The sequence below is a fragment of the Acidovorax sp. Leaf73 genome, assembly GCF_916855635.1.
GTDB lineage: Bacteria > Pseudomonadota > Gammaproteobacteria > Burkholderiales > Burkholderiaceae_C > Acidovorax > Acidovorax facilis.
In genome coordinates, this window is record NZ_CAKASI010000001.1 from 1,244,013 (window position 1) to 1,269,429 (window position 25,417).

The 25,417-nt window shown below is 65.6% G+C and carries 22 protein-coding genes; 11 read left to right on the top strand and 11 right to left on the bottom strand.

What is annotated here, in order from left to right:
- Nucleotides 1-366 precede the first annotated feature (366 nt).
- From LPA35_RS05880 to LPA35_RS05910, 7 genes are all read left to right on the top strand, one after another.
- Complete coding sequence (locus LPA35_RS05880; RefSeq protein WP_228895728.1) at nucleotides 367-1,377, top strand: BMP family protein; 1,011 nt, start codon at nucleotides 367-369, stop codon at nucleotides 1,375-1,377.
- A gap of 140 nt (nucleotides 1,378-1,517) precedes the next feature.
- Nucleotides 1,518-2,483, top strand: a complete 966-nt coding sequence (locus LPA35_RS05885; RefSeq protein WP_228895730.1) for a 5'-methylthioadenosine/S-adenosylhomocysteine nucleosidase — start codon at nucleotides 1,518-1,520, stop codon at nucleotides 2,481-2,483.
- Nucleotides 2,484-4,040: an ABC transporter ATP-binding protein gene (locus LPA35_RS05890; protein WP_228895732.1), complete on the top strand. Its 1,557-nt coding sequence runs from the start codon at nucleotides 2,484-2,486 to the stop codon at nucleotides 4,038-4,040.
- A 19-nt stretch (nucleotides 4,041-4,059) separates the two neighbouring features.
- Complete coding sequence (locus LPA35_RS05895; protein ID WP_218299835.1) at nucleotides 4,060-5,121, top strand: ABC transporter permease; 1,062 nt, start codon at nucleotides 4,060-4,062, stop codon at nucleotides 5,119-5,121.
- A 114-nt stretch (nucleotides 5,122-5,235) separates the two neighbouring features.
- Nucleotides 5,236-6,159, top strand: coding sequence for an ABC transporter permease (locus LPA35_RS05900; protein WP_055396734.1), 924 nt, complete (start codon nucleotides 5,236-5,238; stop codon nucleotides 6,157-6,159).
- A complete protein-coding gene (locus tag LPA35_RS05905) occupies nucleotides 6,156-6,629 on the top strand; it encodes a hypothetical protein (RefSeq protein WP_228895734.1) in 474 nt (157 codons plus the stop codon). Before LPA35_RS05900 ends, LPA35_RS05905 begins: the two co-directional genes overlap by 4 nt.
- 14 nt (nucleotides 6,630-6,643) lie before the next feature.
- Entirely contained in the window at nucleotides 6,644-7,381 is a 738-nt protein-coding gene (locus LPA35_RS05910) for an AraC family transcriptional regulator (protein ID WP_228895737.1), read from the top strand.
- Between the two features lie 63 nt (nucleotides 7,382-7,444).
- On the opposite strand, the gene LPA35_RS05915 is transcribed toward LPA35_RS05910, so the two are convergent.
- Nucleotides 7,445-7,837: a VOC family protein gene (locus LPA35_RS05915; RefSeq protein ID WP_228895739.1), complete on the bottom strand. Its 393-nt coding sequence runs from the start codon at nucleotides 7,835-7,837 to the stop codon at nucleotides 7,445-7,447.
- A gap of 129 nt (nucleotides 7,838-7,966) precedes the next feature.
- Here LPA35_RS05915 and LPA35_RS05920 point away from each other — a divergent pair, with 129 nt between their 5' ends.
- Entirely contained in the window at nucleotides 7,967-9,241 is a 1,275-nt protein-coding gene (locus tag LPA35_RS05920) for an amidohydrolase family protein (RefSeq protein ID WP_228895741.1), read from the top strand.
- 58 nt (nucleotides 9,242-9,299) lie between these two features.
- Here the strand turns inward: LPA35_RS05920 and LPA35_RS05925 are convergent, their stop codons facing one another.
- The 3 genes from LPA35_RS05925 to LPA35_RS05935 are packed head-to-tail and all read right to left on the bottom strand — an operon-like array spanning nucleotide 9,300 to nucleotide 14,270.
- Nucleotides 9,300-10,433, bottom strand: coding sequence for an ABC transporter permease (locus LPA35_RS05925; protein ID WP_228895743.1), 1,134 nt, complete (start codon nucleotides 10,431-10,433; stop codon nucleotides 9,300-9,302).
- Nucleotide 10,434: 1 nt separating this feature from the next.
- Nucleotides 10,435-13,239 carry a ribosome-associated ATPase/putative transporter RbbA gene (gene rbbA / locus LPA35_RS05930; RefSeq protein WP_370641356.1) on the bottom strand — a complete coding sequence of 935 codons (2,805 nt, stop codon included), beginning with the start codon at nucleotides 13,237-13,239 and terminating at the stop codon, nucleotides 10,435-10,437.
- Nucleotides 13,203-14,270, bottom strand: a complete 1,068-nt coding sequence (locus LPA35_RS05935) for an HlyD family secretion protein (protein ID WP_140426724.1) — start codon at nucleotides 14,268-14,270, stop codon at nucleotides 13,203-13,205. The genes rbbA and LPA35_RS05935 overlap by 37 nt, the downstream gene beginning before the upstream one ends.
- Nucleotides 14,271-14,424: 154 nt before the next feature.
- Here LPA35_RS05935 and LPA35_RS05940 point away from each other — a divergent pair, with 154 nt between their 5' ends.
- A complete protein-coding gene (locus tag LPA35_RS05940; protein WP_057224697.1) occupies nucleotides 14,425-15,081 on the top strand; it encodes a hypothetical protein in 657 nt (218 codons plus the stop codon).
- Between the two features lie 135 nt (nucleotides 15,082-15,216).
- Here the strand turns inward: LPA35_RS05940 and LPA35_RS05945 are convergent, their stop codons facing one another.
- The 7 genes from LPA35_RS05945 to LPA35_RS05975 all read right to left on the bottom strand — a co-directional run bounded on the left by LPA35_RS05945 (nucleotide 15,217) and on the right by LPA35_RS05975 (nucleotide 21,346).
- On the bottom strand, nucleotides 15,217-15,846 hold the full coding sequence (locus LPA35_RS05945) for a DUF1569 domain-containing protein (RefSeq protein WP_228895747.1): 630 nt from the start codon (nucleotides 15,844-15,846) through the stop codon (nucleotides 15,217-15,219).
- 115 nt (nucleotides 15,847-15,961) lie between these two features.
- The gene (locus tag LPA35_RS05950) at nucleotides 15,962-17,230 is read right to left on the bottom strand and encodes a GGDEF domain-containing protein (protein ID WP_228895749.1); all 1,269 of its coding nucleotides are present in this window, start codon (nucleotides 17,228-17,230) and stop codon (nucleotides 15,962-15,964) included.
- A 255-nt stretch (nucleotides 17,231-17,485) separates the two neighbouring features.
- Nucleotides 17,486-18,769 carry a hypothetical protein gene (locus LPA35_RS05955; protein ID WP_228895750.1) on the bottom strand — a complete coding sequence of 428 codons (1,284 nt, stop codon included), beginning with the start codon at nucleotides 18,767-18,769 and terminating at the stop codon, nucleotides 17,486-17,488.
- Between the two features lie 157 nt (nucleotides 18,770-18,926).
- A complete protein-coding gene (locus LPA35_RS05960; RefSeq protein ID WP_121420331.1) occupies nucleotides 18,927-19,691 on the bottom strand; it encodes a hypothetical protein in 765 nt (254 codons plus the stop codon).
- A gap of 5 nt (nucleotides 19,692-19,696) precedes the next feature.
- Complete coding sequence (locus tag LPA35_RS05965) at nucleotides 19,697-20,275, bottom strand: hypothetical protein (protein ID WP_121420332.1); 579 nt, start codon at nucleotides 20,273-20,275, stop codon at nucleotides 19,697-19,699.
- Nucleotides 20,272-20,565: a J domain-containing protein gene (locus tag LPA35_RS05970; protein ID WP_055396708.1), complete on the bottom strand. Its 294-nt coding sequence runs from the start codon at nucleotides 20,563-20,565 to the stop codon at nucleotides 20,272-20,274. Before LPA35_RS05970 ends, LPA35_RS05965 begins: the two co-directional genes overlap by 4 nt.
- Before the next feature lie 67 nt (nucleotides 20,566-20,632).
- The gene (locus LPA35_RS05975) at nucleotides 20,633-21,346 is read right to left on the bottom strand and encodes a YebC/PmpR family DNA-binding transcriptional regulator (protein WP_228895977.1); all 714 of its coding nucleotides are present in this window, start codon (nucleotides 21,344-21,346) and stop codon (nucleotides 20,633-20,635) included.
- A 232-nt stretch (nucleotides 21,347-21,578) separates the two neighbouring features.
- Here LPA35_RS05975 and LPA35_RS05980 point away from each other — a divergent pair, with 232 nt between their 5' ends.
- Entirely contained in the window at nucleotides 21,579-22,808 is a 1,230-nt protein-coding gene (locus LPA35_RS05980; RefSeq protein WP_218299847.1) for a nucleoside recognition domain-containing protein, read from the top strand.
- A gap of 325 nt (nucleotides 22,809-23,133) precedes the next feature.
- Nucleotides 23,134-25,413 (top strand): EAL domain-containing protein, encoded by a 2,280-nt coding sequence (locus tag LPA35_RS05985; RefSeq protein ID WP_228895752.1) that lies wholly within the window; start codon nucleotides 23,134-23,136, stop codon nucleotides 25,411-25,413.
- The last annotated feature ends 4 nt before the right edge of the window (nucleotides 25,414-25,417 follow it).

Below are 25,417 nucleotides of genomic sequence, written 5' to 3' on the forward strand. Positions count from 1 at the left end.
AAGAATCCCTCCCAAGTCATTTTGTAGTCACACACAAGCGCTTCGGGCGAGTTCAGGGGAACCTCGCAAGGCCCCGTCTTCAGCGCCGCCCCCGGCATCCATCCAACGAATTCAAGGAACATCTGAAAACTCCCCGCGCCGTCTCGTACCAGCCAGCCGGTCCAGACGCCCTCATTCGAGCGCAGGATGGTAGTGCGAGAAATACGCTCGACAGCGATGGGCTTGCGAATTTCGGGGGCTACCGAAACACAATGTTCTAACGCTTGCATCTTGCAATCAAGATACCGCCATGCCCTTTGTGTGCATACTTATTGCTTGGACCCGAGCGCACATCCCCTTTTGTTGCATTTCACAAGGACCCCAACCATGACCACTCGCCGCATCTTCACTGGCAGCCTGCTCTGCACCTCCATGGCCCTGTCCACAGCCCTGACGCTCGCACCATCACTGGCCACAGCGCAGTCCAAGCTCAAGGTCGCGGCGATCTACACGGTACCCTTCGAGCAGCAATGGGTCAGCCGCATCCACAAGGCCCTGAAGGCCGCAGAAGCACGGGGCGAGATCGAATACAAGGCCACCGAAAACGTGAGCAACGCCGACTACGAGCGCGTGATGCGCGAATACGCCACCGGCGGCAACCAGCTCATCCTGGGCGAGGCCTTTGCGGTGGAAGCCGCCGCCCGCAAGGTGGCCAAGGACTTCCCCAAGACGTCCTTTCTGCTCGGTTCCTCCGGCAAGCCGCAGGCGCCCAACTTCAGCGTGTTCGACAACTACATCCAGGAACCCGCTTACCTCAGCGGCATGGTCGCGGGCGGCATGACCAAGACGAACAAGATCGGCATGGTGGGCGGCTTCCCCATCCCCGAGGTCAACCGCCTGATGCACGCCTTCATGGCAGGCGCCAAAGAGACCAACCCCAAGGTCGAGTTCACCATCACCTTCATCAACAGCTGGTTTGACCCGCCCAAGGCCAAGGAAGCCACCTTTGCAATGATCGACAAGGGCGCCGACGTGCTCTACGCCGAGCGTTTTGGCGTGAGCGACGCGGCCAAGGAAAAGGGCAAGCTCGCCATCGGCAACGTGATCGACACCCAGCCGCAGTACCCCGACACGGTGGTGGCATCGGCCATCTGGCACATGGAGCCCAGCATCGACCGTGCGCTCAAGCTGGTCAAGGAAGGCAAGTTCACCGCCGAAGACTACGGCCCGTACTCGATGATGAAGCACAAGGGCTCTGAACTCGCGCCGCTGGGCACGTTCGAGAAGAAGGTGCCCGCCGACATCGTGGCCAAGGTCAAGGCGAAAGAGGCCGACATCCTGGCGGGCAAGTTCACCGTTAAGGTGGACGACAGCCAGCCAAAATCGACGGCCAAGTAGGCACTGAATGTAGCGGGCACCCACCCTGCCCGCCCCTGTTCCAGTCTGTGCACAGGCCACCCCAGCAAAGCGGTGGCCTGTTTGTTTTTTTCGCGTTGACTGCGCACACCGCTGTTTTTCTTTGACGAGGCACCACACCCATGCAATCCCTCTCCGCCGCCAAGCCCTCCCTGATCTCCCGGTGCACACGCCTGCTGGGCGCCCTCACCCTCGCCGCCGTGGTGGCAGGCTGTGCCGCCACCGCGCCCGGCAAGACGGCTGTGCGGCTGGACGACACGCCCCGCATCGCCGTCATCTCCGCCTTTTCCCCTGAGCTGACCGTACTGCTGCCCCAGGTGCAGCGGCCCGCCAAACACAGCATCAACGGCGTGGAGTTCACCACCGGCACGCTCGAAGGCAAACCCGTGGTGGTCTTCCTCTCAGGCATCAGCATGACCAACGCGGCCATGAACACCCAGCTGGTGCTGGACCGCTTCAACGTGAGTCATGTGGTCTTCAGCGGCATCGCGGGCGGCGTCAACCCCAGCCTGCACATTGGCGACGTCACGGTGCCCGCGCAGTGGGGCCAGTACATGGAATGGCTGATGGCGCGTGAAGACAAACCTGGCCAGTACAGCGCCCCCGCCTGGATGAAAAGCGAGCTGACGATGCCCGCCTTCGGCATGATGCACCCGCGCCCCGTGGAAGTGCGCTCGGCCGCCCAGCCCAAGCTCTCCAAAAAATTCTGGTTTGAAGCCGACCCCAAGATGCTGGCCACCGCCCGCAGCCTGCAAAACGTAGGTCTGGAACATTGCGTAGCCGCCAACTGCCTGAAGCAGCGCCCGCAACTGGTGGTGGGCGGCAACGGCGTGTCGGGCCAGGCCTTTGTGGACAACAAGGCCTTCCGCGAGTACGCCTTCAAGACCTTCGAGGCCAACGTGCTCGACATGGAAACCGCCGCCACCGCCATGGTCGCACACAGCAATGGCGTGCCCTACATCGCCTTCCGCTCGCTGAGCGACCTGGCCGGTGGTGGCGAGGGTGAGAACGAAATGGGCACCTTCATGGGCCTGGCGGCGGCCAATTCTGCCAAGGTGCTGCGCGCGTTTCTGGCGGCCTGGAAGTAGATGGACTCCACCACAGCGCCCGTCCTGCGCCTGTCGGGCATCACCAAACGCTTCGGCAAGCTCGTCGCCAACGACAGCATCAGCCTGACCCTCTCACGCGGCGAAGTGCTGGCCCTGCTGGGCGAAAACGGCGCGGGCAAGTCCACGCTGATGTCCATCCTGTTCGGGCACTACGTGGCCGACGAAGGCAGCATCGAAGTCTTCGGCCAGCCCCTGCACCCCGGCCAGCCGCGCGCGGCGCTGGCGGCGGGCATTGGCATGGTGCACCAGCACTTCACTCTGGCCGACAACCTCACGGTGCTGGACAACGTGCTGCTGGGCAGCGAGCCGCTGTGGCAGCCTTTCTCGCGCCGCAGCGAAGCGCGGGCCAAGCTGCTGGCCGTGTCGCAGCAGTTTGGCCTGCCAGTGAACCCCGATGCGAAGGTCGGCAGCCTTTCGGTGGGCGAGCGCCAGCGGGTCGAAATTTTGAAAGCGCTCTACCGGGGCGCCCGCATCCTGATCCTGGATGAACCCACTGCCGTGCTCACCCCGCAAGAGAGTGAAGCGCTGTTCGACACCCTGGCGCAGATGGTGGCGCAGGGCCTGTCCATCATCTTCATCAGCCACAAACTCGGCGAGGTGCTGCGCGTGTCCCACCGCGTGGCCGTGCTGCGCCAGGGCAAGCTGGTGGCCGAAGCGCCTGCACAGGGCACAACGCAGGGGCAGTTGGCGCAATGGATGGTGGGCCACGCGATCGAAGTGGCCGAGCGCCGCCCAGCACAGCATGTAGGCGAGCCTGTCTGCACCCTGAGCAACGTCAGCACTGCCCCCATGGGGCGCGATCGATTGAACAATGTGTCTCTCACCCTGCGCGCGGGCGAGATCGTGGCAATTGCAGGCGTCAGCGGCAACGGCCAGGTGGCGCTGGCCGATGTACTGTGTGGCGTACGTGCGGCCTCCTCCGGCGCGGTCACGCTGCGTGGCGCACCGCTCCAAGCCCGGCCCGCGTGGCTGGTGAGCCAGGGCGTGGCCCGCATCCCCGAAGACCGGCACGCCGTGGGCGTCGTGGGCGACCTGCCCGTGTGGGAGAACGCCGTGTCCGAACGCCTGCGCGGCCCTTCGTTTGCACACCCGTGGTTCCGTGCCTTCTGGGTCAAGCGCCGAGCGGCACGCCAGCATGCGCAGCGCGTTGCCGAGACCTTTGACGTGCGCGGCGGCGGGCCCGATGCGCCTGCGCGGGCGCTGTCGGGCGGCAACATGCAAAAGCTCATCCTGGGCCGGGCCCTGATGCCGCCCAAGGATGCCTCAGGCAGCACCGCGCAAGCGCCCCAGCTCATCGTTGCCCACCAACCGACCTGGGGGCTGGACATTGGTGCGGTGACCTTTGTGCAGCAACAGCTCATTGCAGCGCGCGATGCGGGGGCGGCCGTGCTGCTGATTTCAGATGACCTGGACGAAGTACTGGCCCTGGGGGACCGTGTGGCGGTGATGCACGACGGGCATTTGAGCGAGGCGCGGCCCGCAGAAGACTGGACACGCGGAGCCATCGGTCTGGCCATGGCCGGTGCGACCCACTGAGCGACAACAAGAAAAATCCATGAGACTCGAAAAACGCAACCACACCTCCCCCGCCGCCTACGTGCTGGCACCGGTGGGCGCCGTGGTGTTCACATTGATCGTCAGCGCCCTGCTGGTGCTGTGGGCTGGCGCCCCCGTGGGCCAGACCTATGCGCTGCTGCTGCAAGGCGCATTCGGCTCGGTGTTTGCGCTGACCGAGACGTTGACCCGCGCCACGCCGCTGATCCTGACCGGGCTGGCGGCCGCAGTGGCCTTCCGCGCCCGGCTGTTCAACATTGGGGCTGAAGGTCAGCTCTATGCAGGCGCGCTGGCCGCCGTGGCCGTGGGCGGCATGCACGGCGGCACGGGACTGGAGTGGTCGCCCTACCTGCTCTTCCCACTCATGATGCTGGCGGCTGCGCTGGCCGGGGCAGCGCTGCTGCTGGGCCCGGCGCTGATGAAGGCGCGGCTGGGGGTGGACGAGGTGGTCACCACGCTGCTGCTCAACTTCATCATGCTGTTGCTGGTGTCGGCCCTGCTAGATGGGCCGATGAAAGACCCGCTTTCCATGGGTTGGCCGCAGAGCGTGGCGCTGCAGGGCGACCTGGAACTTTCCAAGCTGGTGCCGCAGACGCGGCTGCACACGGGGCTGCTGTGGGCCATCTCTCTGGCCGTGATGCTGTGGGCGCTGCTGGCGCGCACGGTGCCGGGGTTTGACATCCGCGCCGCCGGGGCCAATGCGCGCGCTGCGGCCTTCGCAGGTGTGCCCATCACCCGCACCGTGGTGCTGGTCGCCCTGCTCTCGGGCGGGCTGGCGGGGCTGGCGGGGGCTATCGAGGTGGCGGGCCGCACTGGGTATGTGACGCTCGACATGTCGCCCGGCTACGGCTACAGCGGCATTGTGATTGCCATGCTGGCGGGGCTGCACCCGCTGGGCGTGATTGCGGCGGGCACCTTTGTGGCGGGCGTGCTGGTGGGTGCCGACAGCATGAGCCGTGCGGTGGGCGTGCCGACCTACATTGCGGATGTGATCGTGGCGACCTCGCTGATCGCAGTGCTGGTGGCGGGGCTGCTCACGCAGTACCGCGTGCGCTGGAAGTGAGGGCGGCATGAACCTTCATTCACACCAAAATTTCAAGAAAAATGGGCCGTTACCGCGCGTCCATCATGCCTTTTTAGCTATCAAAAACAAAGCAAACCATGCCGGAGCAGCCGCATGACCGAACTGCTCGACATCCTCGCCAACCCTGCGTTCTGGATCGCCACACTGCGCGTGGCCACCCCGCTCATCCTGGGCACGCTGGGGGTTTTGCTGTGCGAACGCGCGGGTGTGCTCAACCTGGGCATTGAAGGGATCATGGTGGCCGGGGCCTTTACCGGCTGGCTCACGGTGTATGCAGGCCATGGGTTGTGGACCGGGGTGCTGGTGGCGGCGCTCACCGGCGCTGTCTTCGGGCTATTGCACGCCTGGCTGACCGTGGGGCTGGCGCTGTCGCAGCATGTGTCGGGGCTCGGCATCACGCTGCTGGCCACGGCGCTCAGTTACTACGGCTACCGCGTGAGCTTCCCCAAGGTCAACACGCCGCCCACCATCGAGCCGTTTGCACCGATGGAGTGGCTGGGCATTCCCATCCTGTCGGCACAGACGCCGCTCACACTGCTGGCCTTGCTCTTGGTGCCTTTGCTGGCCTGGGTGCTGCTGCGCACACCGCTCGGCCTGGCCGTGCGCATGGTGGGCGAGAACCCGCAAGCGGCCGAAGGCCAGGGCATCTCGGTGGCGGCCACACGCACGGGCGCCATCGTGGCGGGCTCGGCGCTGATGGGCGTGGCGGGGTCGTTTCTCACGCTGTCGGCCTTCAACGCGTTTTTCTTCAACATGATCAACGGGCGCGGCTGGATCTGCGTGGCGCTGGTGGTGTTTGCGTCTTGGCGGCCCGGCAAGGCGTTGCTGGGGGCCCTGCTGTTTGCCTTCTTCGATGCGCTGCAGCTGCGCCTCCAGCAGGCGGGCGATGCGTGGCTGCCTTACCAGGTGTATTTGATGCTGCCCTACCTGCTGTCCATTCTGGCGCTGGTGCTCGTGGCACGCAAAGCCGCGTATCCGCAGGCGCTGATGAAGCCGTATCGCAAGGGAGAGCGATGAAACTGGTTCCACATACTTTTGCCCGTTGGCTGGCCCCGGCCCTGCTGGCGTGCGCGGGTCAGGCGCATGCGCTGGGCATGGACATGCCGTATGAATCCTTTGCCACTGCGCCCGACGTGGACTGGATCAAGGTCTGTGGCCAGTGGCCCGCCCCCGTGCAGCTTGGCGAGGGCGGTGGCATGTATCGCATCGTGCACGCCACACGCTACGCGCAGTCGTTCTTGTACCTGCAGTGGATCGTGCGCGACGGCACCGACAGTGCCACCGAGGTCCATTCCGAGAGCTTTGCGCAGATCAACAACGACCACGCCTCTCTTACCCTGAGCCAGATGAACTGCCAGGCCACGCGCCGAGGCATTCGTTTTACGGCCAGGGCAGAGTCCGGCCATGGAGACCGTGCTTTCCGCATCACCATCGATGCAGGGCACAAGCCGGGCGATGTGCGTTTTCGCACCAACCAAAGGCGTTGAGCCCCCTGCCGACCATGCCCGCCACGCAGCTTCATCACATCGCACCACCCGTGTTGCCAGCCACGGTGCTGGCACGTTGGCAGTTCAACACCACCGACGCCAACCCGACCACGGTGTTGCCCGATGGCTGCAGCGACCTCATCCTGCATACCAATGCGCGCGGCCAGTCTGACTGGCATATCTCTGCATTGGCCGATGCTGCAATGGTCGTGCCGGGGCGTGCGGGCGAACAATGGCTGGGCTTTCGCCTTGTACCGGGCACCCGCATTGACGCGTCAGCCTTGTTGAGGTCTGCACAAGCTATCTGGCAGCAAGCCCAGCACCGCGCAGGGCGGCCCCCCTTCAGCTTTGCCGGTGGTGGCACAACGGCGCCGGAAGCCTTGTTGCTGGAAGCCATCGACCAGCACACCCGCGCGGACCCGCGTACGCAAGAAGCGCTCCGCTCGCTGGCGCATTGCCGCACCGTGGGCGCGGCGGCGCACAGCCTGGGAGTCTCAGAGCGCAGCCTGGAGCGCCTGACCCAACGTACCACCGGCCAAACGCCCCGCTTCTGGCGCGCCCTGGCCCGCGTGCGCAGAGCAGCACAGGCCTTGGGCACTGTGCAACCGCTGGCCGAAATTGCGGCAGATCACGGCTATGCCGACCAGGCGCACTTCAGCCGCGATTGCCTGCGCTGGCTGGGGCAAACACCTGCGTCGTTGCGCAGCACACCGCAACTGCTGGCCACGGTGGCACAGGCGGGCTATGGCTGATCTTGTATGAACTTAGCGCTGATGAAGGGGCGATGCTGCCAGCGCAGAAGTGATCCCCACAGTTCAAGCGGTCGGCGGCCCCACAGGCGTGCACAGCTCCACCAGCGCCCCGTTGATATCCGCCACATAGGCCACGGTCTGGCCCCAGGGCATCTGCTCCGGCGCCTGCACCAGGCGCGCACCGGCATCCACCGCGCGCTGCACAGCGGCGGCCACGTCGGCCGTGGTGAACGCGATCTCGAAACTGGGCGCATCGGCCGACGCGCGCTGCGGGTTCTTGCCCAGCTCGGCCATCAGCCGCAGCGACGAGAAGGCCAGTGCGGTGGCTCCGGTGTCCAACTCGCCAAAGTCGCCTGCCTCGTGCACAAAGCGGCGGACAAAGCCGAAAGCAGCTTCATAAAAAGCGATGGTTTTGGGAACGTCTTCGACGTAGAGAATGGTGTAGCCAAATTGCATGAGAGCTGCCTTTGTAAGAATGGATGCGCTGAATCGTTGATGATCAAAGCGAGACCCAGAGCTTAGGCACAGAGCCGGCTCATGTCTTGAAAAAACCCGACACCTAGCCTGACCCACAAGACCCACGCCATGCTCGACCTGCTCATCACCCACGCCACCTTGCCCGACGGCCGCCAGAACATGTCGATTGCCGTGCAGGGCGGCCGCATCACCGAAGTCACCGAAGGCCTGCAAGCCCCCGCGCACGAAACGGTGGATGCTGCGGGCATGCTGGTCAGCCCGCCGTTTGTGGATGCGCATTTCCACATGGATTCGACCCTGAGCTACGGCCAACCGCGCGTGAACGAGAGTGGCACGCTGCTCGAAGGCATTGCACTGTGGGGCGAGCTCAAGCCGACGCTGACGCACGAGGCCATCGTAGAGCGCGCCCTGCGCTATTGCGACATGGCCGTGGCGCGCGGACTGCTGGCCATTCGCAGCCACGTGGACACGAGCCACCCCAGCCTGCTCCCGGTGCAGGCCCTGCTGGATGTGAAACAGCGCGTGGCGCCCTACCTGGATTTGCAGCTCGTGGCCTTCCCGCAAGACGGCGTGCTGCGCGCGCCGGGCGGGCTCGACAACCTGAAACGGGCTCTGGATATGGGCGTGGACGTGGTGGGCGGCATTCCTCACTTCGAACGCACGATGGCCCAGGGGGCCGAGAGCGTGAAGATCCTCTGCGAGCTGGCCGCCGAACGCGGCAAGCGCGTGGACATGCACTGCGACGAATCCGACGACCCGCACTCGCGCCATGTCGAAACCCTGGCTTTTGAAACCCAGCGCCTGGGCCTGCACGGCCGTGTGACGGGCTCGCATCTCACCTCCATGCACAGCATGGACAACTACTACGTGAGCAAGCTCATCCCCCTGATGGCCGAGGCCGATCTGGGCGTGGTGGCCAACCCTCTCATCAACATCACCTTGCAGGGCCGCCACGACACCTACCCCAAGCGCCGGGGCATGACCCGCGTGCCCGAGCTGATGGCTGCGGGTCTCACCGTCGCTTTCGGCCACGACTGCGTGCTCGACCCCTGGTACAGCGGCGGCAGCGCCGACATGCTGGAGGCCGCGCACATGGGCCTGCACGTGGGGCAGATGACCAGCCAGGCTGCGATGCGGCAGTGTTTTGATGCGGTGACGGTGAACCCCGCGCGCCTGCTGGGCCTGGAGGGCTATGGCATTGCACCCGGCTGCCATGCCGACTTCGTGCTGCTGCACGCACGCACCCCCGTCGAGGCCATTGCGTTGCGGGCAACCCGCCTGGGCGTGTGGCGGCGGGGCCAGCGGCTCGCCAGCAGCCCGGCACCCGTGGCGCAACTGCACCTGCCGGGGCGGCCCTGCAGCGTGGATTTCACGTCCAATTAGCCCCTGGCGCTTATCCAACAAGCGCAACATGCTACAAATTCAATAGTATCCCAAGCATCTACGCCATGCGCGCAATCGTCTTGCGAAACCGCGCCAGCGCCAGGCTGAACAGCACCGCCCCAATGCCCAGCAGCCACACCAGCGACGGCCACACCACCGCCCAGCCCGCGCCCCGGTAGAGGATGGCCTGGGCCAGTTCGGTGAAGTGCGTGGTGGGCGCCAGCGCCATCACGTACTGCACCCACAAGGGCATGCTCTCGCGGGGCGTCATGCCGCCCGACAGCATCTCCAGCGGCATCATTACCAGCACCATCAGCAGCCCGAACTGCGGCATGCTGCGCGCCACCGTGGCCATGAAGATGCCCATGGACGTGGTGGCGAACAGATGCAACGTGGCCCCCAGCAGAAACAGCGGCACCGAGCCCTCGATGGGCACGCCAATCGCCCAGCGGATCACCGCCGTGAGCGACACCCAGGTAGCGACCAGCACCACCAGCGCCATGGCCCAGACCTTGGCCAGCATGATCTCGCCCGGGGTGACAGGCATGACCAGCAGGTGCTCCACTGTGCCATGCTCGCGTTCGCGGATCAGCGCGGCGCCGGTGAGGATGATGGAGAGCATGGTCACAATGTTGATCAACTCCATCAGCGATCCAAACCACGCAGGGTTGAGCGCCGGGTTGAAGCGTGCGCGCACCGTCAGCTCGATGGGTTGCTCGGCCACGGTGCGGTCGCGCTGCACGAACTCCGCCACCTCCAGCTGCACAATCTGCTGCACCGCCCCATTGGCCGCAAACGCCTGCCCCATGCGCGTGGCGTCGATGTTGAGCTGCACCTGCGGCACCCGGCCCGCCAGCACGTCGCGCTGGAAATGGGCGGGAATGTGCAGCACCAGCGTGAAGCGGCCGGCATCCAGCAACGGGTCTACCTCGCGCATGCTGATCATGGCGGGGCGTGTGAACTGGGGCGCATAAAACGCCGTGGCGATACGCCGGGACAGCGCCGAGTCGTCCTCGTCCACGACGGCAATGGGCACGTGGTACAGCGTCTCAGGCTGCGCCATGCCCGCCGAGTACACCGCCAGCGTGGTGGTGTAGACGATGAGGAACAGCATGGCCGGGTCGCGCCACAGGCTCCATAGTTCCTTGATGCCTAACCTGAAAACGTTCGACCAACGACCTCTCAGCGCCATGTCAGGTCTCCTGCTTACGTAGCAACAGGATGGCGGTGCCGACGATGACCGGCACCGCTACCAGCATGGGCCAGAACTCGGCCTGCAAATCCTGCAGGCCCAGCGCCTTGTTGAACACGCCCCGGCTGATGGTGAACATGTGGCTGGCCGGATAGGCCTCTCCGAACCAGCGCGCAAAGCCCGTCATGGACGACACGGGGTTGATGAGCCCCGCAAACTGCACGGCCGGAATGATCGTGCCCACCATGGCAAAGAACATCGCCGCAATCTGGCTGCGCGTGACGGTGGAGGCCAGGAGGCCCATGCCCGTGGAGCACAGGCTGAACACCACGGCGGCCAATGTCAACGTGGCAAAACTTCCGGTCATCGGCACGCCAAACACCGTCACCGCTGCCAGGCACATCAGGCCAAAGTTGAACAGCGCCAGCAGCACATAGGGCAGCTGCTTGCCCAGCATGAATTCGGTGCGCGTAGTCGGCGTGACATACAGGTTGATGATGGAGCCCAGCTCCTTCTCGCGCACCACGGCCAGGGCCGTGAGCATGGCGGGCAGCATGAGCAACAGCAGCGGGATCACGGCAGGCACCATGGACGGCAGGCTGCGCACGTCGGGGTTGTAGCGGTAGCGCGGCTCCACCTCCAGCAGGCCCCGGGGCACCACGCCCGTGCGGCTGCGGCTTTGCTCCACCAGCCATTGCTGGTGCAGGCCCTGGGCGTAGCCGATGACGGTTTCGGCGCGCTGCGGCATGGCGCCGTCCACCCAGGCGCCGATCTGCACCGGCTGGCCGCGTGCCACGTCGCGGGCAAAGCCGGGCGGGATCTCCAGCGCCAGCGATATCTCGGCGGAGCGCATGCGCGCATCCAGCTCGGCATAGGTGGTGATCGGCGGCTGCTCGGTGAAGTAGCGCGAGCCCGCCAGGTTCAGCGTATAGGCTCGGCTCAGCGCGGTCTGGTCGCGGTCCAGCACGGCAAAGCGCAGGTTCTCCACATCCATGCTGATGCCGTAGCCCATCACAAACATCAGGATCAGCGAGCCGAGCAGCGCCATGGCGCCCCGCACCGGGTCGCGGCGCAGCTCCAGCGATTCGCGCCACTGGGTGCTGTGGATGCGGGCCAGGCTTTGGCGCAGGCGGGTGGGCCAGGTGGGAGTATTGGGCGGGGACACCGGCGATAGCGCAGTCGTGCCCGAAGCCACCTCGGACACAGGAGCCTGGGCCGTGCCCGCAGCATCTTCCAGGTAGCCAATGAAGGCTTCTTCCAGCGTGGCGGCGCCGCGTTTGGCCACGATGTCCTGCGGCGCAGCGCTCTCCAGCACGCGCCCTGCGTGCATCAGCGAGATGCGGTCGCAGCGCTCGGCCTCGTTCATGAAGTGGGTGGAGATGAAGATGGTGACCTTGTCGCGCCGTGCCAGCTCTACCATCAGGCGCCAGAAGTTGTCGCGTGCCATCGGGTCCACGCCCGAGGTGGGCTCGTCCAGGATCAGCAGCTCGGGCTGGTGCACCATGGCCACGGCCAGCGACAGGCGCTGGCGCATGCCCAGCGGCAGCTTCATGGGCAGTGCGCTGCGAGCGGCCTGCAGGTCAAAGCGCTCCAGCATGGCCGTCACGCGCGTGGGCACTTCGTCCTCGGGCACGTGGAACAGCCGGGCATGCAGCACCAGGTTCTGCTCCACCGACAGCTCGCTGTACAGCGAAAACGCCTGCGACATGTAGCCCACCCGCCGCCGCGTGGCCATGTCCTTGGGGTCGACCGGCTGGCCGAACAGCCAGGCCTGCCCGTCGCTGGCGGGCAGCAGGCCGGTGAGCATCTTCATGGTGGTGGACTTGCCGCAACCATTGCTGCCCAGAAAGCCAAAAATCTCGCCGCGCTGGATGCGAAAGCTCACATGGTCCACCGCCACAAAATCGCCAAACCGCATGGTCAGGTCGCGCGCCTCGATGGCGACATTGGCGGCGTCATCCGCCTGCGACCGGTCCAGCGGCGGAATCTGCACCGCATGGTGGCCCCGGCGCTTGGCCTCGGGCAGCAGTGCCACAAAGGCCTGCTCCAGCGCATCATGCCCGGTGCGGGCCATCAGCTCGGCAGGCGTACCGGTGGCCAGAATGCGCCCTTCGTCCATGGCCACCAGCCATTCAAAGCGCTGGGCCTCTTCCATGTAGGCCGTGGCCACGATCACGCTCATGCCGGGCCGCGCGGCGCGGATGCGGCCGATCAAATCCCAGAACTGGGCGCGCGCCAATGGGTCCACGCCGGTGGTGGGCTCGTCCAGGATCAGCAGGTCGGGGTCGTGGATGAGCGCGCAGCACAGGGCCAGCTTTTGCTTCATGCCGCCTGAGAGCTTGCCCGCAGGCCGCGGCAGGAATGGGTGCAGGCCGGTGCTGCGCGTGAGTTCATCGATGCGCCGGCGACGCTCGACCGCGTCGTGCCCGAACAGGCGGCCAAAGAACTGCAGGTTCTCTTCCACCGACAGCGTGGGGTACAGGTTCTTGCCCAGGCCCTGCGGCATGTAGGCGATGCGCGGGCACACGCGGCTGCGGTGGCGGCTTTGGGCCATGTCGCCGCCCAGCACCTCCACCGTGCCCTGCTGCACCGCGCGGGCACCCGCCACCAGCGCCAGCAGGCTGGACTTGCCCACGCCGTCCGGCCCGATCAGGCCCACCATGCGGCCGGCGGCCACCTCCAGGTCGATGCCATCCAGCGCCACCGTGCGCCCGTAGCGCTGGCCCACGCCACGCAGGCGGGCCACGGGTGCCACGCTGCCGGGGAGGCTCACTGGTCGGCCTTGACGGCGAGATTGGCGGGCCATTCCACCGCAGGGTCCACCCGCAGCCAAGCCACGCCAGGCAGGCCGGTCTTGACCTGCTCCTGGTGGCGCAGCAGCAGCGCCTTGTCGATCTGGGCGCGCACGCGGAACATGAGCTTCTGGCGTTCGCTCGCGGTCTCCACCGTCTTGGGGGTGAACTGCGCGGTGCTGGCTACGAACGACACGGTGGCCGGGATCACGAAGCCCGGCGCGGCATCGAGCACGATGCGCACCTCGCTGCCCAGCGCCACGCGGCCCACCACCGTCTCGGGCAAAAAGAAGGTCATGTACACATCGCTCAGGTCCACCAGCTGCAGCACCCGTGCGCCCGCGCCCACCACCTCGCCAGGCTGCACCACGCGGAACTGCACGCGGCCGTCGCGCGGCGCCTTGAGCTCGCTGTCGGCCAGCTCCACATCGATGCGGGCCAGCGTGGCCTGAAGCGCGCGCACGTTCGCCTCGGCACTGGTCACCTGCGTGCGCGATGCCCCAATGCCCGCCTGCGCGGCCTTGGCCTGGGCCTTGGCTGCGGTCACGGCGGCCTGCTGGCTGCGCACCTTGGCGCGGTCGTCGTCGAGCAACTGGCTGGAGAAAAAGCCTTCGCGCGCCAGCTGTTCTGAGCGCGGCAGGCGGCGGCGGGCGGTGTCGAGGTCGCTCTCGCGCTGGGCCACCACGGCCAGGGCAGCCTGGTAGTCGCTCTCGCGCTGCGCCACCTGCACCTGGGCGCTGCCGATGGCCAGTTGCGCCTGCTGCAGCCGGGCCACGGCTTCTTCGCGCTGGGCCTGCAGGCCGTCGATCTGCATCCGGGCCAGAGGCTGCCCCGCCTTCACAAAATCGCCCTCGGCCACCAAAACATCGAGCACACGCCCCGCCAGCTTGGTGGCCACGGCAATCTCGGTGGCCTCGATGCGGCCGTTGCCGCTCACAAAACCGGGGCCGGGCCCCTTGGCCTGCCAGGGTGCCCAGTGCAACAGCAGCCCTCCTCCCAGCAGCACCACGGCCAGGGCCGCCGCTGTCTTCCAATGCTTGCTCATGGTCCATCCTTGCGGGCACCTGGGCCCATCGGGGGATGGTAGCTTTGCACTCCACGTTGCCCCAAGCTGCAGCACGCCCTCTCTTGACCTGCATCAATCGTCCCCCCAACATCCGGCCTGCACCGGCCGCGCGTGGCTCTCACAACCGAAACCCATGACCGCCTTCACCCCCCCGCCCCTTTCCGACACCCTTGCCTGGTTGCTGGGCCGTCCTGTCAGCGCCGAAGACGGGCCGACGGAAGATGAACTGGCTGCCGCAAGCCATCGCCTGGGGTGCAAGGTGCCCCCTGCCCTGCACGCTTACTACGCCGCCGTGGGCAGGCGTGCCGATTTGATGGCCGGTTTTCAGCGGTTTGCGCCGCTGCAGGATTTGGAGTGCCTGGGCGACAAGCTGCTGTTTCTGGAAGAAAACCAGGCCGTGTGCTGGTGGGCCACCGATGCGCAGCAGCGGGTATGGCAAACCACCGACCTGGACGCCCCCGACTGGCACGAGGAAGACCTGGGCCTGGATGCGTTTTTGCACACCATCGCCTACTACCAGATGGCCCAGGGTGGCTACCCGTTCTGCGGCATGCGCGCGTGCCATGGGTTCTCAACGCAGGGGGGCCTGGCAGCGCTGCTGCACGCCATGCAGGCGCAGGCCGTGGTGGATGTAGCGGGGCTGCGCATCTTCACCGTGGGGCCGCAGGCGCTGGTGTGGTACCTGCATGCCGAGGGGGAGCTTGCAGAGCCGGGCTTGTTCCTGAGCGCCCTGGACGCCGATCGCTTTGAGGCGCTGTGCGCCCAGTGGGACTTTGACGATCTGGGCTGATCTGACAATCAGAAAATGTTAAGAAAAATGGCTCCAGCGCTTATTGAACAAGCGCTAATAGCTACATTATTTATAGCAAACAATCTCAGTCAGGGTTCCGCGGCCCACACCGCACGCGTTGCACCAGCCCTCCACTCAGCCCCGCACATCAAACGCCGACAGGTGATTGGCCAAGTGCATGGCGTGCGCCTGCTCGTACTGCGCGCGGCTCAATGCCCCGTAGGCAAAGTGCGGCTGCAGCGGCCCGGCATGGGCGGCAAAGTCCTGCACGGCCTTGCGCAGCCGGGCCAGGGCCGCTGACGCGTCGGGCGTGGACGCATCCAGCGCGGGCGCGCCGGGAATGGGTTCTGCCAGGTTGTGGCTCATGCGGCCGCGCAGGGCAAACACGTTGAAAGCTGCTGCACCCAGCGTGTTCTGGAACAGCGCCGACTTGGGGGCCGGAAAACCCTGCAGCGAGAACTCGATGCTCTGTGCGCAGTGCTCCAGCGTTTGGGACCAGTTCCAGGCCGTGGCGGGCGCAAGCGGCTGGACCTCGGCGCCCGCAAGGCGCTCTACCTCTTGCATGGCCTCGCGCAGGTTGCCAAAGACCAGTTGCCGGTCATTGCCGGGCCGGTAAAGCAGGTAACCAGCACCAGAGACCGCCACCACACCCAGGGTGGCCAACCCCGTACCCGAACGGAGGAACGCCCTGCGCGGTGCAGCGGGTGGTGTGGGCAACACATCGAACGGGGCGCCCGGATTGCTGCCGTGGGGATTGATTGCCATGGGATGGTAGTCAGGTTGTTGTGGGCCGAAGGGGTGCCCGCCATTTTGCCGCCAGCAAATGCTGCAGCGGCGCAGCGAAGGTCGGGCAGCCGACACAGGCGGCGCGTACGGCGGCTCAAGCAGCAGTCGCTGCTGGCGCCACCGGAGTGCCCAAGATTTTTTCAGACACTTCCACGCGGTTGCGGCCGCGCTCCTTGGCCAGGTACATGGCCTCGTCGGCGCGCTGCAGCGCAGCGCCCGCCGCGTCGCCGTGGGCACACAGGGTGACGCCCACACTCACGGTCAGCGGAATGGACTGCGGGCCCGTGGCCACTGGCTGGGCTTCAACCAGCGCGCGCAGGCGTTCAGCCACGGCCAGGGCACCAGCGGCGCTCGCGTTGGGCAGGAAGATGGCGAACTCTTCGCCCCCCAGGCGCCCCATCACGTCTTCCTTGCGCAGGCAACGGTGGGCCAGCATCACAAAATGGCGCAGCACATCGTCACCCGCCCGGTGACCCCAGGTGTCGTTGATGTTCTTGAAGTGGTCCAGGTCCATCACCAGCACGGGCACAGCCGTCCCGGTGCGCTGGGCGGCACTGATGGCCTTGTCCAGCAGCGTGAGAAACGCGCGGCGGTTGAACACGTTGGTCAGCGGGTCCATCTCGGCCAGGTGCCGCAGCTCGCTGGTGATGAACTCGTTGGCCAGCATCAGCGCACCAAACCCCAGCAACACCACGGCCACAATGGCCTCCAGCAGAACAAACTGCGATACCAGCGTCACCAGTCCTGCGTCTGGCAAGCCGCCGGGCGCAACGGGAGCGAGCTTGAACAGTGCCGGACGCAGCAACAAAAACAGGCCATGCAGACCCGCCACCAACGCGAACAGGTAGCGCGCGGGCACGCGGCGCACGCCACCATCGGCCATCGTGCGCGCCGTGAGCAAAAAGCAGATGCCCGCACCCAGCCCCACAAAAACAAACCGCATTCCCAGATGGGGCTGCACCACGGTGAAATACACCGACGCGACCATCAGGGCCCCGATACCCACGACCGCATACCAATGAGAAAACGGGCGTCGCCCCATGTACATGCGGCTGGCCATCAGGCACAGGTAGGCTGCCAGCGACACCGAACCTTGCGAGATCACCACCGCCACCACCTCGGGAAACCAGTCCCGCACCAGCAGACTCACGCTGAACACCGACCCCAGCAGGAACGACACCATCCACAGGCGCAGGCCGGGGATGTTCCGGTTGAACGACCACACGGCATACAACACCGTGGTGACGAGCGCAGTCAGAAGCGCTGCAATGATGAGGAGTGTGGGGCTGTGCACTTTGAGGGCGGGCTGGCGGGCGGCTGGAATGTTAACCGGACCGCCGCCGGGCACCGTGTCGCGCGGCACCTTTCCTTGACCTGTGTAAAGGTGCCGCCTGGTGCAAATGGGATAAATTGGGCGGATGACGGCGCCAAGCCAGCAGCGTGCCGTTCGCGGCTAGGAGGCTGCGCGGAAGAAGGCATCGAAGCGAGACGTGCGAAAACCGAGGACCGCGTGGTGCTACCGACAAGCCCAGGGTGGGCCCCTGGGCGCAGGAGGTAGTACCGCGCGAGAGCGGTTTTTCGCGCGTTGCAGCCGATGTTCCTTCTGCCGCGCAGCCTCCTAGCCCACCACATTGCATTCCCGGCGCAGCAGGGCCAGGGCATCGTGCATCTGGTAGTCCATGTCGTTGAGCAAGGTTTTTTCTGCGTCCTGCACAAAGCTGGTCCACAGCGCGATGTAGTCCTGCTGGTGCACACCGGGCGCGTGGGTGCGGATGAACTCGGTGGCCAACGCGGGCTGCAGGCCGGATTTGCGCAGTTTGCGCACCAGGCTGGCGGCGGTCTTTTCGGTCAGCAGGGTTTTCTTGGGCACACCCGCAGCCAGGCACAGGAACAGCGTGAGCAGCGAATGCTCGTCATCGTTGCCCTGGGTGGTTTTTGTCCAGGTCTTGCTGGCGGGCAGCGGGGGTTCCTCGCCCTCCTCCAGCGCATCCAGGCTGCGGTGGAAGTTGTCCACCTCGGCCAGCGGGTCGTCCAGCAGAAAGTAGCGCGCGCGGAAAGCGCCGGTGGGGCGCAGCAGCGTACGCACCAGTGTGGCGGAATCCAGCAGCCTCGGCAGGTCGGCCAGCACACTGGCGCAGTGCGCCAACACCACCTCGCGCAGTTCAGCAGGCAAGCCGGGGGGCAGGCGCAGCTGTGAAGGCGGCGCCAGCTTCTTCTTGCGCTGTGCCATCAGCATTTTTTCGAACGCGACGGTGTTCGGCCATTCGCCCAGGTCCATGGACCTGGGCGCCAGGGCCAGCACGAGCAGGCCGGTGCGGATCACGGCTTCAGCATCGGCACCCGCAGCTTCGAGCTCGTCCGGGTCCAGGTCGAACTGCTCGGCCAGCCACTGGGCGGCATGGATGGCCTGCGCAATCTGCGTGCGGCGCGCCAGCTCAGCCCGGTAGTCAGCATGGCTGCGCAGTGACCACACGGCCAGCAGCGGGGTCTCGGCATCGGCATAGCCCGCCATGCCAAAGTTGCTGCTCTCGGGCATGCCAATCAGGCGCTTGAGCATGTCTGAGCCGCCCTTGGAGCGCGACAGCAACGAATGGTCGCGCAGCGAGATGGCGGCCTGGTGCAGGTCGCCCTCAGTGGTATCGAGCAGGTACAGGCTGATGAGGTTGACCATGCGGTCACGCGCCTTCTCCAGTTCGGGCCGCAAAAACTCGCTGCCAAAGTAGCGGGCAATCTGCACCATGCCCTTGGGCGCATCGGCATTGATGGCGGCCAGCTTGTCGGCACCAATCACGCCATGCTGGACGCCATAGGCCAGCGCCTTTTCAAAGAAAGGACGGGCGTCGTGGAGCTGCAGTGTGTTGGCCCCCGCAGCCTGGGTAGAGGACTGTTCGTCGATGGTCATTTAGTGGGCCATTCCCGCAGCCGTTGAAACTGGCGCTGCGAAGGCCAGCGCCCCCGCGCAAGGGCCGCCCCGCCGCGCTGGGGGCGTCCCCCTCCCGCGTTGCGCAGCAATGCGAGAGAGGGGTGAAGGCGCGAAGCGACTCAGGGGGTGCTTCATCTCAAATCGCCGATTCCTCATCCGACGTACGTGCGGCGGGCGTGGCCTTGCCGCGATCCGTCTCGCTGGTCTCGAATTTGCCGTCGTCTTCCTCGGCGGGCGATTCGTCGCCCTCTTCCAGGCCCAGGTCAAAGGCACGTGCCTTGGCGCGCAGCACCAGCAAGGTTTCGATGAACAGGTCGCGGCACTCGTAGCGCAGCAGCCAGGCCATCTGCATCCAGTCGCGGTCGGCCACCTCGTCCAGATCGATGCGCGGCTGCACGTAGCCCGAGGCGAGCAGTTCGTCGTCGGTCAGCGTGGGGCCATAGTCTTCCACCGCGTCAAACGTGCCGGTGCGGGCAAAGGCTTCGATGCGGCTCCACTTTTCGGCAAAGTAGTTGGCCAAGGCCTCGGCGCCACCGTCCAGGTCGCCAATGGCAGTAAGAAACTCCACCGGGTCGGCATCGTCGCGGAAGATGACCGCGTTGACCATGCTGCGCAGGTGCGTGTGGGTGAGGTCCTTGTACTGCTTTTCAAGCACCATGGCGCGCGCGAACTGCTCGGGCGTCACAAGCATGTTGACCACAGAGGCCTTGGACTCGTCGTACTCGCGCATCACGGCCAGAATGTCCTTGGGGGCCAGCTGGTCCAGCACCACCATCAAGGCGTTGTCGCCCTCAGCATCCGCCAGCTCCGACAAGGCCGATTCGGCGCCCACGATGTCGCCAGCCGCGATCAGGCTAGTGGTCTTGGTGATAAGGGCGAGGTGTTGGTTGTTGCTGCTCATGGTCGTCACTCCTTGCGGTCAAAACCCGCGTCGGCCAGCCAGTTGGAGCTGGCCTCTTCGCGGCTGCGGCTGTTTTGTGGGTCCGCAGCGTCATCGGCGCTCAGTGCGTTGTAGTCGTCATCATGCTCTGCGGCGTCTTCACCGTCATCGGCGTCGCTGTCACCCTCGGCCGACGAGGCCGCATGGTGCGCCAGGCGGGCGTGCTGCTGCAGGTATTCCAGCCCTGCAGCCACAGCCATGAAGCGGGCACCCTGCGGTTCGCGCAGCACGGTTTGCGCCAGGCTGCTGGCCCAGGGCTCCAGTGCGATGGCAGGCGAGAGGCTGTGCCAGTCGGGCAGTTCGTCCACCGGCAGGCTCAGCAGGTGTTCCACCACAGCCGGCTTGGTGAAGCGAAAACCCTGGTGGAACACCACGGCCACCATTTCGGGGGCCAACTCCATCATCTGGACCAGAAAGGCAATCTCGTTGCGCTTTTCGGCCAGCCGCTTGCGCAGCACATCCTTGCCTTCGGAGTCGGAAACCAGGTCGTCCAGCTCGGCCTGGTAGGCAGAGCGCAGGTCATAAAAATAAGGGGAAAGTTTCACGGAGTGGTCGTTGTCAAAATGCGCGTGGAATAGGCTTGCCAGATCTCTTGGGCGGTGTGCAGCGGGTCGTCCAGCAGGTTGCGGCGGCGGTTGTCGTCGTAGGCCTGGCGGGCGGTGTCGTCCGACAGCACTTCATAGGCTTTTTGCACAGCCTGAAAGCGCTGGGCAGCGTCGGGGGCGTCGTTGCGGTCCGGGTGGTAGAACGACGCCTTCTGGCGAAAGGCTTTCTTGATGTCGGCCAGCGATGCGTTGGCCGCGAGCCCGAGGGCGGCGTAGTGGTCTGCGGTCATGGATGATTCAATGGAGCGGGGGCGGGATGAAACTGGCACCGGCGACCAGGCCAGCGGGCCACCACCATCAGCCGCCCAGGCTCACAAACACGTTCTGCACGTCATCGTTGGAATCGATGGCGGCCAGGAAGTTCTCCACCTCTTCGAGCTGCTCGGCGGTCAGGTTGGCGGGGTTTACCGGGTTCTTGGGCTTGTAGCCCAGCTTGACCGACAGCACATTGAAGCCGTGGGCGGGCAGCGCACGGCTCACCAGGTCGAGGTCGGTGGGGTCGGTCCAGAAGGTGGTGGTGCCTTCTTCGTCGCCTGCTTCAAAATCTTGTGCACCGGCTTCGATGGCGGCCAGTTCGGGGTCGGCGTCAGGGGTGGCGGGCTCGGCCTCGATCATGCCGACATGGTTGAAGTCCCAGGCCACCGAGCCCGAGGTGCCCAGCTGGCCCTTGCGGAACAGCACGCGCATTTCGGGCGCGGTGCGGTTGACGTTGTCGGTCAGGCATTCGACCATCACGGCGACCTGGTGGGGCGCAAAGCCTTCGTAGATCACGCGCTCGTAGTTCACGGCATCAGCACCGGTGCCCGAGCCCTTTTTGATGGCACGCTCCAGCGTATCTTTGGGCATCGAGGCCTTGCGGGCCTGCTCTACCACCAGGCGCAGGCGCGCATTGCTGGCCGGGTCGGCACCGCCGCGCGCGGCCACGGTGATTTCCTTGACCAGCTTGCCAAACAGCTTGCCCTTGGCGTCGGCCACCTGTGCCTTGCCTTTTGCTTTCCACTGCGCGCCCATGGTGATGTCTTTCTTGGAGTTGTGGCGCGCCAGGGCGCCTGTCGATGTGATGGAGGCCCATTCGAGCACCAAAAGCCCGAAATAAGCCCCTGTGCAGGTTGGAACCGAACCCTATAGGGTACCACCGAGCCACCCGTTGCCTTGCCGCCACGCCCAAGCCAGCGCCCAGCCTGGGGGCAGGTAACCTCACCACCATGCAGGCCCTTCGCTTCCCCGTCATTCAGGACCACTGATGCTCAACACCTTGTGGCTGGGCTTTTTTCTGACCGCTGCCGTGGCCGCACTGGCCCAGTGGCTGGTGGGCGGCAATGCCGAGATCTTTTCGTCGATGGTGCAGGCCCTGTTCCAGATGGCCAAGCTGTCGGTCGAGGTGATGGTGCTGCTGTTTGGCACGCTCACGCTGTGGCTGGGTTTCTTGCGCATTGCCGAAAAGGCGGGCATTGTGGACGCCCTGGCGCGCTGGCTGGCACCGCTGTTTGCCAAGCTCATGCCCGAGGTGCCGCGCGGCCACCCCTCGCTGGGGCTGATCACGATGAACTTTGCCGCCAACGCCCTGGGGCTGGACAACGCGGCCACCCCCATGGGCCTGAAGGCGATGAAAGCCCTGCAGGAGCTGAACCCCGAGCCCGACACCGCCACCAACGCGCAGATCCTGTTCCTGGTGCTCAACGCCTCTTCGCTCACGCTGCTGCCGGTGACGATCTTCATGTACCGCATGCAGCAGGGAGCGCCCGACCCGACGCTGGTTTTTTTGCCCATTCTGCTGGCTACATCAGCGTCCACGCTGGTGGGCCTGCTCAGCGTGGCAGTGGTGCAGCGCCTGCCGCTGTGGAGCCCCGTGGTGCTGGCCTATCTGCTGCCCGTCGCGCTGGTTCTGAGCGGCTTCATGGCGCTGCTGACCACCTTGAGCGCCGCCGCGCTGGCCCAGTTGTCGTCCTTGCTGGGCAACCTCACGCTGTTTGCGCTGATCGTCCTGTTCGTGGGCATCGGCGCGTGGCGCAAGGTGCCCGTGTACGAAGCCTTCATCGAGGGCGCGCGCGAAGGTTTTGACGTGGCCAAGGGCCTGCTGCCCTATCTGGTGGCGATGCTGTGTGCCGTGGGGGTATTCCGTGCATCGGGGGCGCTGGGCTATGTGCTCGATGGCATCCGCTGGTGCGTGCAGGTGCTGGGTGCAGACACCCGGTTTGTGGACGCCCTGCCCACTGCGCTGGTCAAGCCGTTTTCAGGCAGCGCTGCGCGCGCCATGCTGATCGAGACCATGCAGACGCAAGGGGTAGACAGCTTTGCGGCGCTGGCTGCAGCCACCATTCAGGGCAGTACTGAGACCACCTTTTATGTACTGGCCGTGTACTTTGGGGCGGTGGGCATTCAGCGTGCGCGGCACGCGGTGGGCTGCGCGCTGTTGGCCGAACTGGCGGGGGTGGTGGCGGCCGTTGTGGTGTGCTATCGGTTTTTTGGTTAAAGTTATTGAAGAAAAATGGCCCTATCGCTTATCTATTAAGCGCCAGTAGCTATAAATTGAATAGCAAGTTGCTCCTACCCAACTCCTTCTCACTGGGGCCATTCCGACGCTCCCACCGGGGGTTGCCCCTGAGCGCACCACGGACCCCAAAGACTCCGGGGTGGCTTGCACGGACCATCCAAAGCCAATTGGTGGTTTCCACCATGCGGGCGACTGAGGCGGTACCTATGCTCTGCCTCATGGGCGCGCAAGCGGCGCCACGGCAGCGATCGAGCACGTCGTCCCTTGCTCCAGGGCTCCCGGAAAACGCCCTTCACCACGTTCCATGACATTGCCCCCCAACCCCACAGCGCCCCACGACGCCGAAGAGCGCAGGCACTCCGAGGCCCTGCTCCAGCTGTGCAAACGCTTGGAACGCGCTTGGACCTTGTCCGACGTGCTCGATGCCGTCAAACCCATGGGAGAGAGTGTTTTTGACTACCGCCACGTCTGGCTGGCCCTGATTGACGAATCCTCGGGGATGCTGGACTTCCTCACACACACCACCAGCGGTGAGGAGGGTGCCCTGAGCCGCCAGCTGCAGACCATGAAAATCCCCGTGAAGGGGGATGCGCTGCTCGAAGAAATCATGCAGGCCACCCACGTCGTGGTGGTGGAAGATGCCCGCACCGACCCACGCACCAACAAGGCCGTGATCGCCGTGCTGCACAACCGTACCATCGTCAATGTGCCGCTCATCATGGCGGACCAGCGCATGGGCGCACTGGGCATGGGCACTTATGGCGACGAGGAAGGCGTGCGGCCCCCCAAGCCCTGGCAGATCGCACTGATGCAGGCCACCGCTGGGCATCTGGCCGTGGCGCTGGACCGGGTGCGGTTCATGACCGCGCGGCACGAGGCCGAAGAAGCGCTGCTGCAGCAAAAGGAGCGCCTGCAGGTCACCCTGCACTCGATCAGCGACGCCGTGGTCACCACCGACGCCACGGGGCTGGTGCAGTACCTGAACCCTGCAGCCCGGACGCTGACAGGCTGGTCGCTGTCCGCCGCCTGCGGACGTAGGCACCAGGACGTGCTGGGCCTGGCCGCCGAACCTGGCACCCAGGCTGCCCCCGACCTGGTGGGCCGCGCACTGGCGCAAGGCAGCACCCAGTTGCATTCCAAGCTGCGGTCCACACCACTGGCAGGAGCCCCCCTGCTGATGGACCTGTCCGCCTCACCACTGCTGCGCCCCGGCGGGGATGCTGACGGTGTGGTGCTGGTGTTTCGCGACGTGACCGAGGCCAGCCGGCTGAGTCGCGAAATGGAGTTCCAGGCCCTGCACGACACGCTCACGAGCCTGGGCAACCGCCGCGCGTTCGAGCACCTGCTGGCCCAGGCCTTTGCCGCCACGCGGGAGGCCTCCGACCGCCACTGCGTGTGCTACCTTGACCTGGACAATTTCAAGGTGATCAACGACACCTGCGGCCATGCGGCAGGGGACGAACTGCTGCGGCAGGTGGCGCGCCTGTTCCTGGCCCACCTGCAGCCTCAGGATCTGCTGTGCCGCCTGGGAGGCGACGAGTTCGGCATCCTGCTGTGGCAGCAGGACCTGCAACAGACTTTGAAGGTCGCAGAGCGCATGCAGCAGGAACTGGCCGCATTCCGTTTTGGTTGGCGCGACCATGTGTTCAGTGTCAGTGTCAGCATCGGAGCCGTGGTGCTGGATGCCGCCACCGAAAGCGTGGGCGCCTTGCTGCAGGCGGCAGACAGCGCCTGCTACGTGGCCAAGGACAGGGGGCGCAATCGCATCCACGTCTATGCCGAGAACGACCCTGCCCTGGCGCAGCGCTATGGCGTCATGGAATGGGTCAGCCGCATCGAGCATGCGCTACAGCATGACTGGTTTGAGCTGTTTGGCCAGCCCATCGCCCGCCTGGGCACACTGCAGGGCAGCCCGCCGCACGGCCTGCATTGCGAGATCCTGCTGCGCATGCGCACGGCCGACGGCCAACGGGTCTCGCCGGGCGAATTCATGCCCGCCGTGGAGCGCTACCACCTGGCCGCGCGGGTGGACCGCTGGGTCATCAAAAAAGCCCTGGCCTGGATGGCCGAACACCAGGAGCGTGTGGAGCTGTGCTGCATCAACCTATCGGGCCAGTCCGTGGGCGACGCCGCATTTTTGAGCCAGGTGCTGCAGGCCATGGACCAGACCCCGGTGCGCTGCGACCGCCTGTGTTTCGAGATCACCGAAACCGCCGCCATGGGCGACCTGGCAGCGGCCAACCGTTTCATCCACGCCCTGCGCGCGCGGGGCTGCCAGTTCGCGCTCGACGACTTTGGCAGCGGGTTATCGTCGTATGCCTACCTGCGCGAGCTGGCGGTGGACATGCTCAAGATCGACGGGCAGTTTGTGAAGAACATGGCCGACGACCCGGTGAGCTTCGCCATGGTGAAGTCCATCCACGAAATTGGCTGCCTGATGGGCAAGAAGACTGTGGCGGAGTTTGCCGAAAGCAAGGCCGTCGTGGACCTGCTGACCGGGCTGGGCGTGCACTTTGCCCAGGGATACGCCCTGGGCCGCCCTGCCCCGCTTGACGAGCTGCTACTGCAAACCGTGGCGCACTGACTCC

Bases quoted from the DNA above. Each gene is read 5' to 3' on its own strand.
- LPA35_RS05880 (WP_228895728.1), top strand. From the start codon at position 367: ATGACCACTCGCCGCATCTTCACTGGCAGCCTGCTCTGCACCTCCATG.
- LPA35_RS05885 (WP_228895730.1), top strand. From the start codon at position 1,518: ATGCAATCCCTCTCCGCCGCCAAGCCCTCCCTGATCTCCCGGTGCACA.
- LPA35_RS05890 (WP_228895732.1), top strand. From the start codon at position 2,484: ATGGACTCCACCACAGCGCCCGTCCTGCGCCTGTCGGGCATCACCAAA.
- LPA35_RS05895 (WP_218299835.1), top strand. From the start codon at position 4,060: ATGAGACTCGAAAAACGCAACCACACCTCCCCCGCCGCCTACGTGCTG.
- LPA35_RS05900 (WP_055396734.1), top strand. From the start codon at position 5,236: ATGACCGAACTGCTCGACATCCTCGCCAACCCTGCGTTCTGGATCGCC.
- LPA35_RS05905 (WP_228895734.1), top strand. From the start codon at position 6,156: ATGAAACTGGTTCCACATACTTTTGCCCGTTGGCTGGCCCCGGCCCTG.
- LPA35_RS05910 (WP_228895737.1), top strand. From the start codon at position 6,644: ATGCCCGCCACGCAGCTTCATCACATCGCACCACCCGTGTTGCCAGCC.
- LPA35_RS05915 (WP_228895739.1), bottom strand. From the start codon at position 7,837: ATGCAATTTGGCTACACCATTCTCTACGTCGAAGACGTTCCCAAAACC.
- LPA35_RS05920 (WP_228895741.1), top strand. From the start codon at position 7,967: ATGCTCGACCTGCTCATCACCCACGCCACCTTGCCCGACGGCCGCCAG.
- LPA35_RS05925 (WP_228895743.1), bottom strand. From the start codon at position 10,433: ATGGCGCTGAGAGGTCGTTGGTCGAACGTTTTCAGGTTAGGCATCAAG.
- rbbA (WP_370641356.1), bottom strand. From the start codon at position 13,239: ATGGCCCGCCAATCTCGCCGTCAAGGCCGACCAGTGAGCCTCCCCGGC.
- LPA35_RS05935 (WP_140426724.1), bottom strand. From the start codon at position 14,270: ATGAGCAAGCATTGGAAGACAGCGGCGGCCCTGGCCGTGGTGCTGCTG.
- LPA35_RS05940 (WP_057224697.1), top strand. From the start codon at position 14,425: ATGACCGCCTTCACCCCCCCGCCCCTTTCCGACACCCTTGCCTGGTTG.
- LPA35_RS05945 (WP_228895747.1), bottom strand. From the start codon at position 15,846: ATGGCAATCAATCCCCACGGCAGCAATCCGGGCGCCCCGTTCGATGTG.
- LPA35_RS05955 (WP_228895750.1), bottom strand. From the start codon at position 18,769: ATGACCATCGACGAACAGTCCTCTACCCAGGCTGCGGGGGCCAACACA.
- LPA35_RS05960 (WP_121420331.1), bottom strand. From the start codon at position 19,691: ATGAGCAGCAACAACCAACACCTCGCCCTTATCACCAAGACCACTAGC.
- LPA35_RS05970 (WP_055396708.1), bottom strand. From the start codon at position 20,565: ATGACCGCAGACCACTACGCCGCCCTCGGGCTCGCGGCCAACGCATCG.
- LPA35_RS05975 (WP_228895977.1), bottom strand. From the start codon at position 21,346: ATGGGCGCGCAGTGGAAAGCAAAAGGCAAGGCACAGGTGGCCGACGCC.
- LPA35_RS05980 (WP_218299847.1), top strand. From the start codon at position 21,579: ATGCTCAACACCTTGTGGCTGGGCTTTTTTCTGACCGCTGCCGTGGCC.
- LPA35_RS05985 (WP_228895752.1), top strand. From the start codon at position 23,134: ATGACATTGCCCCCCAACCCCACAGCGCCCCACGACGCCGAAGAGCGC.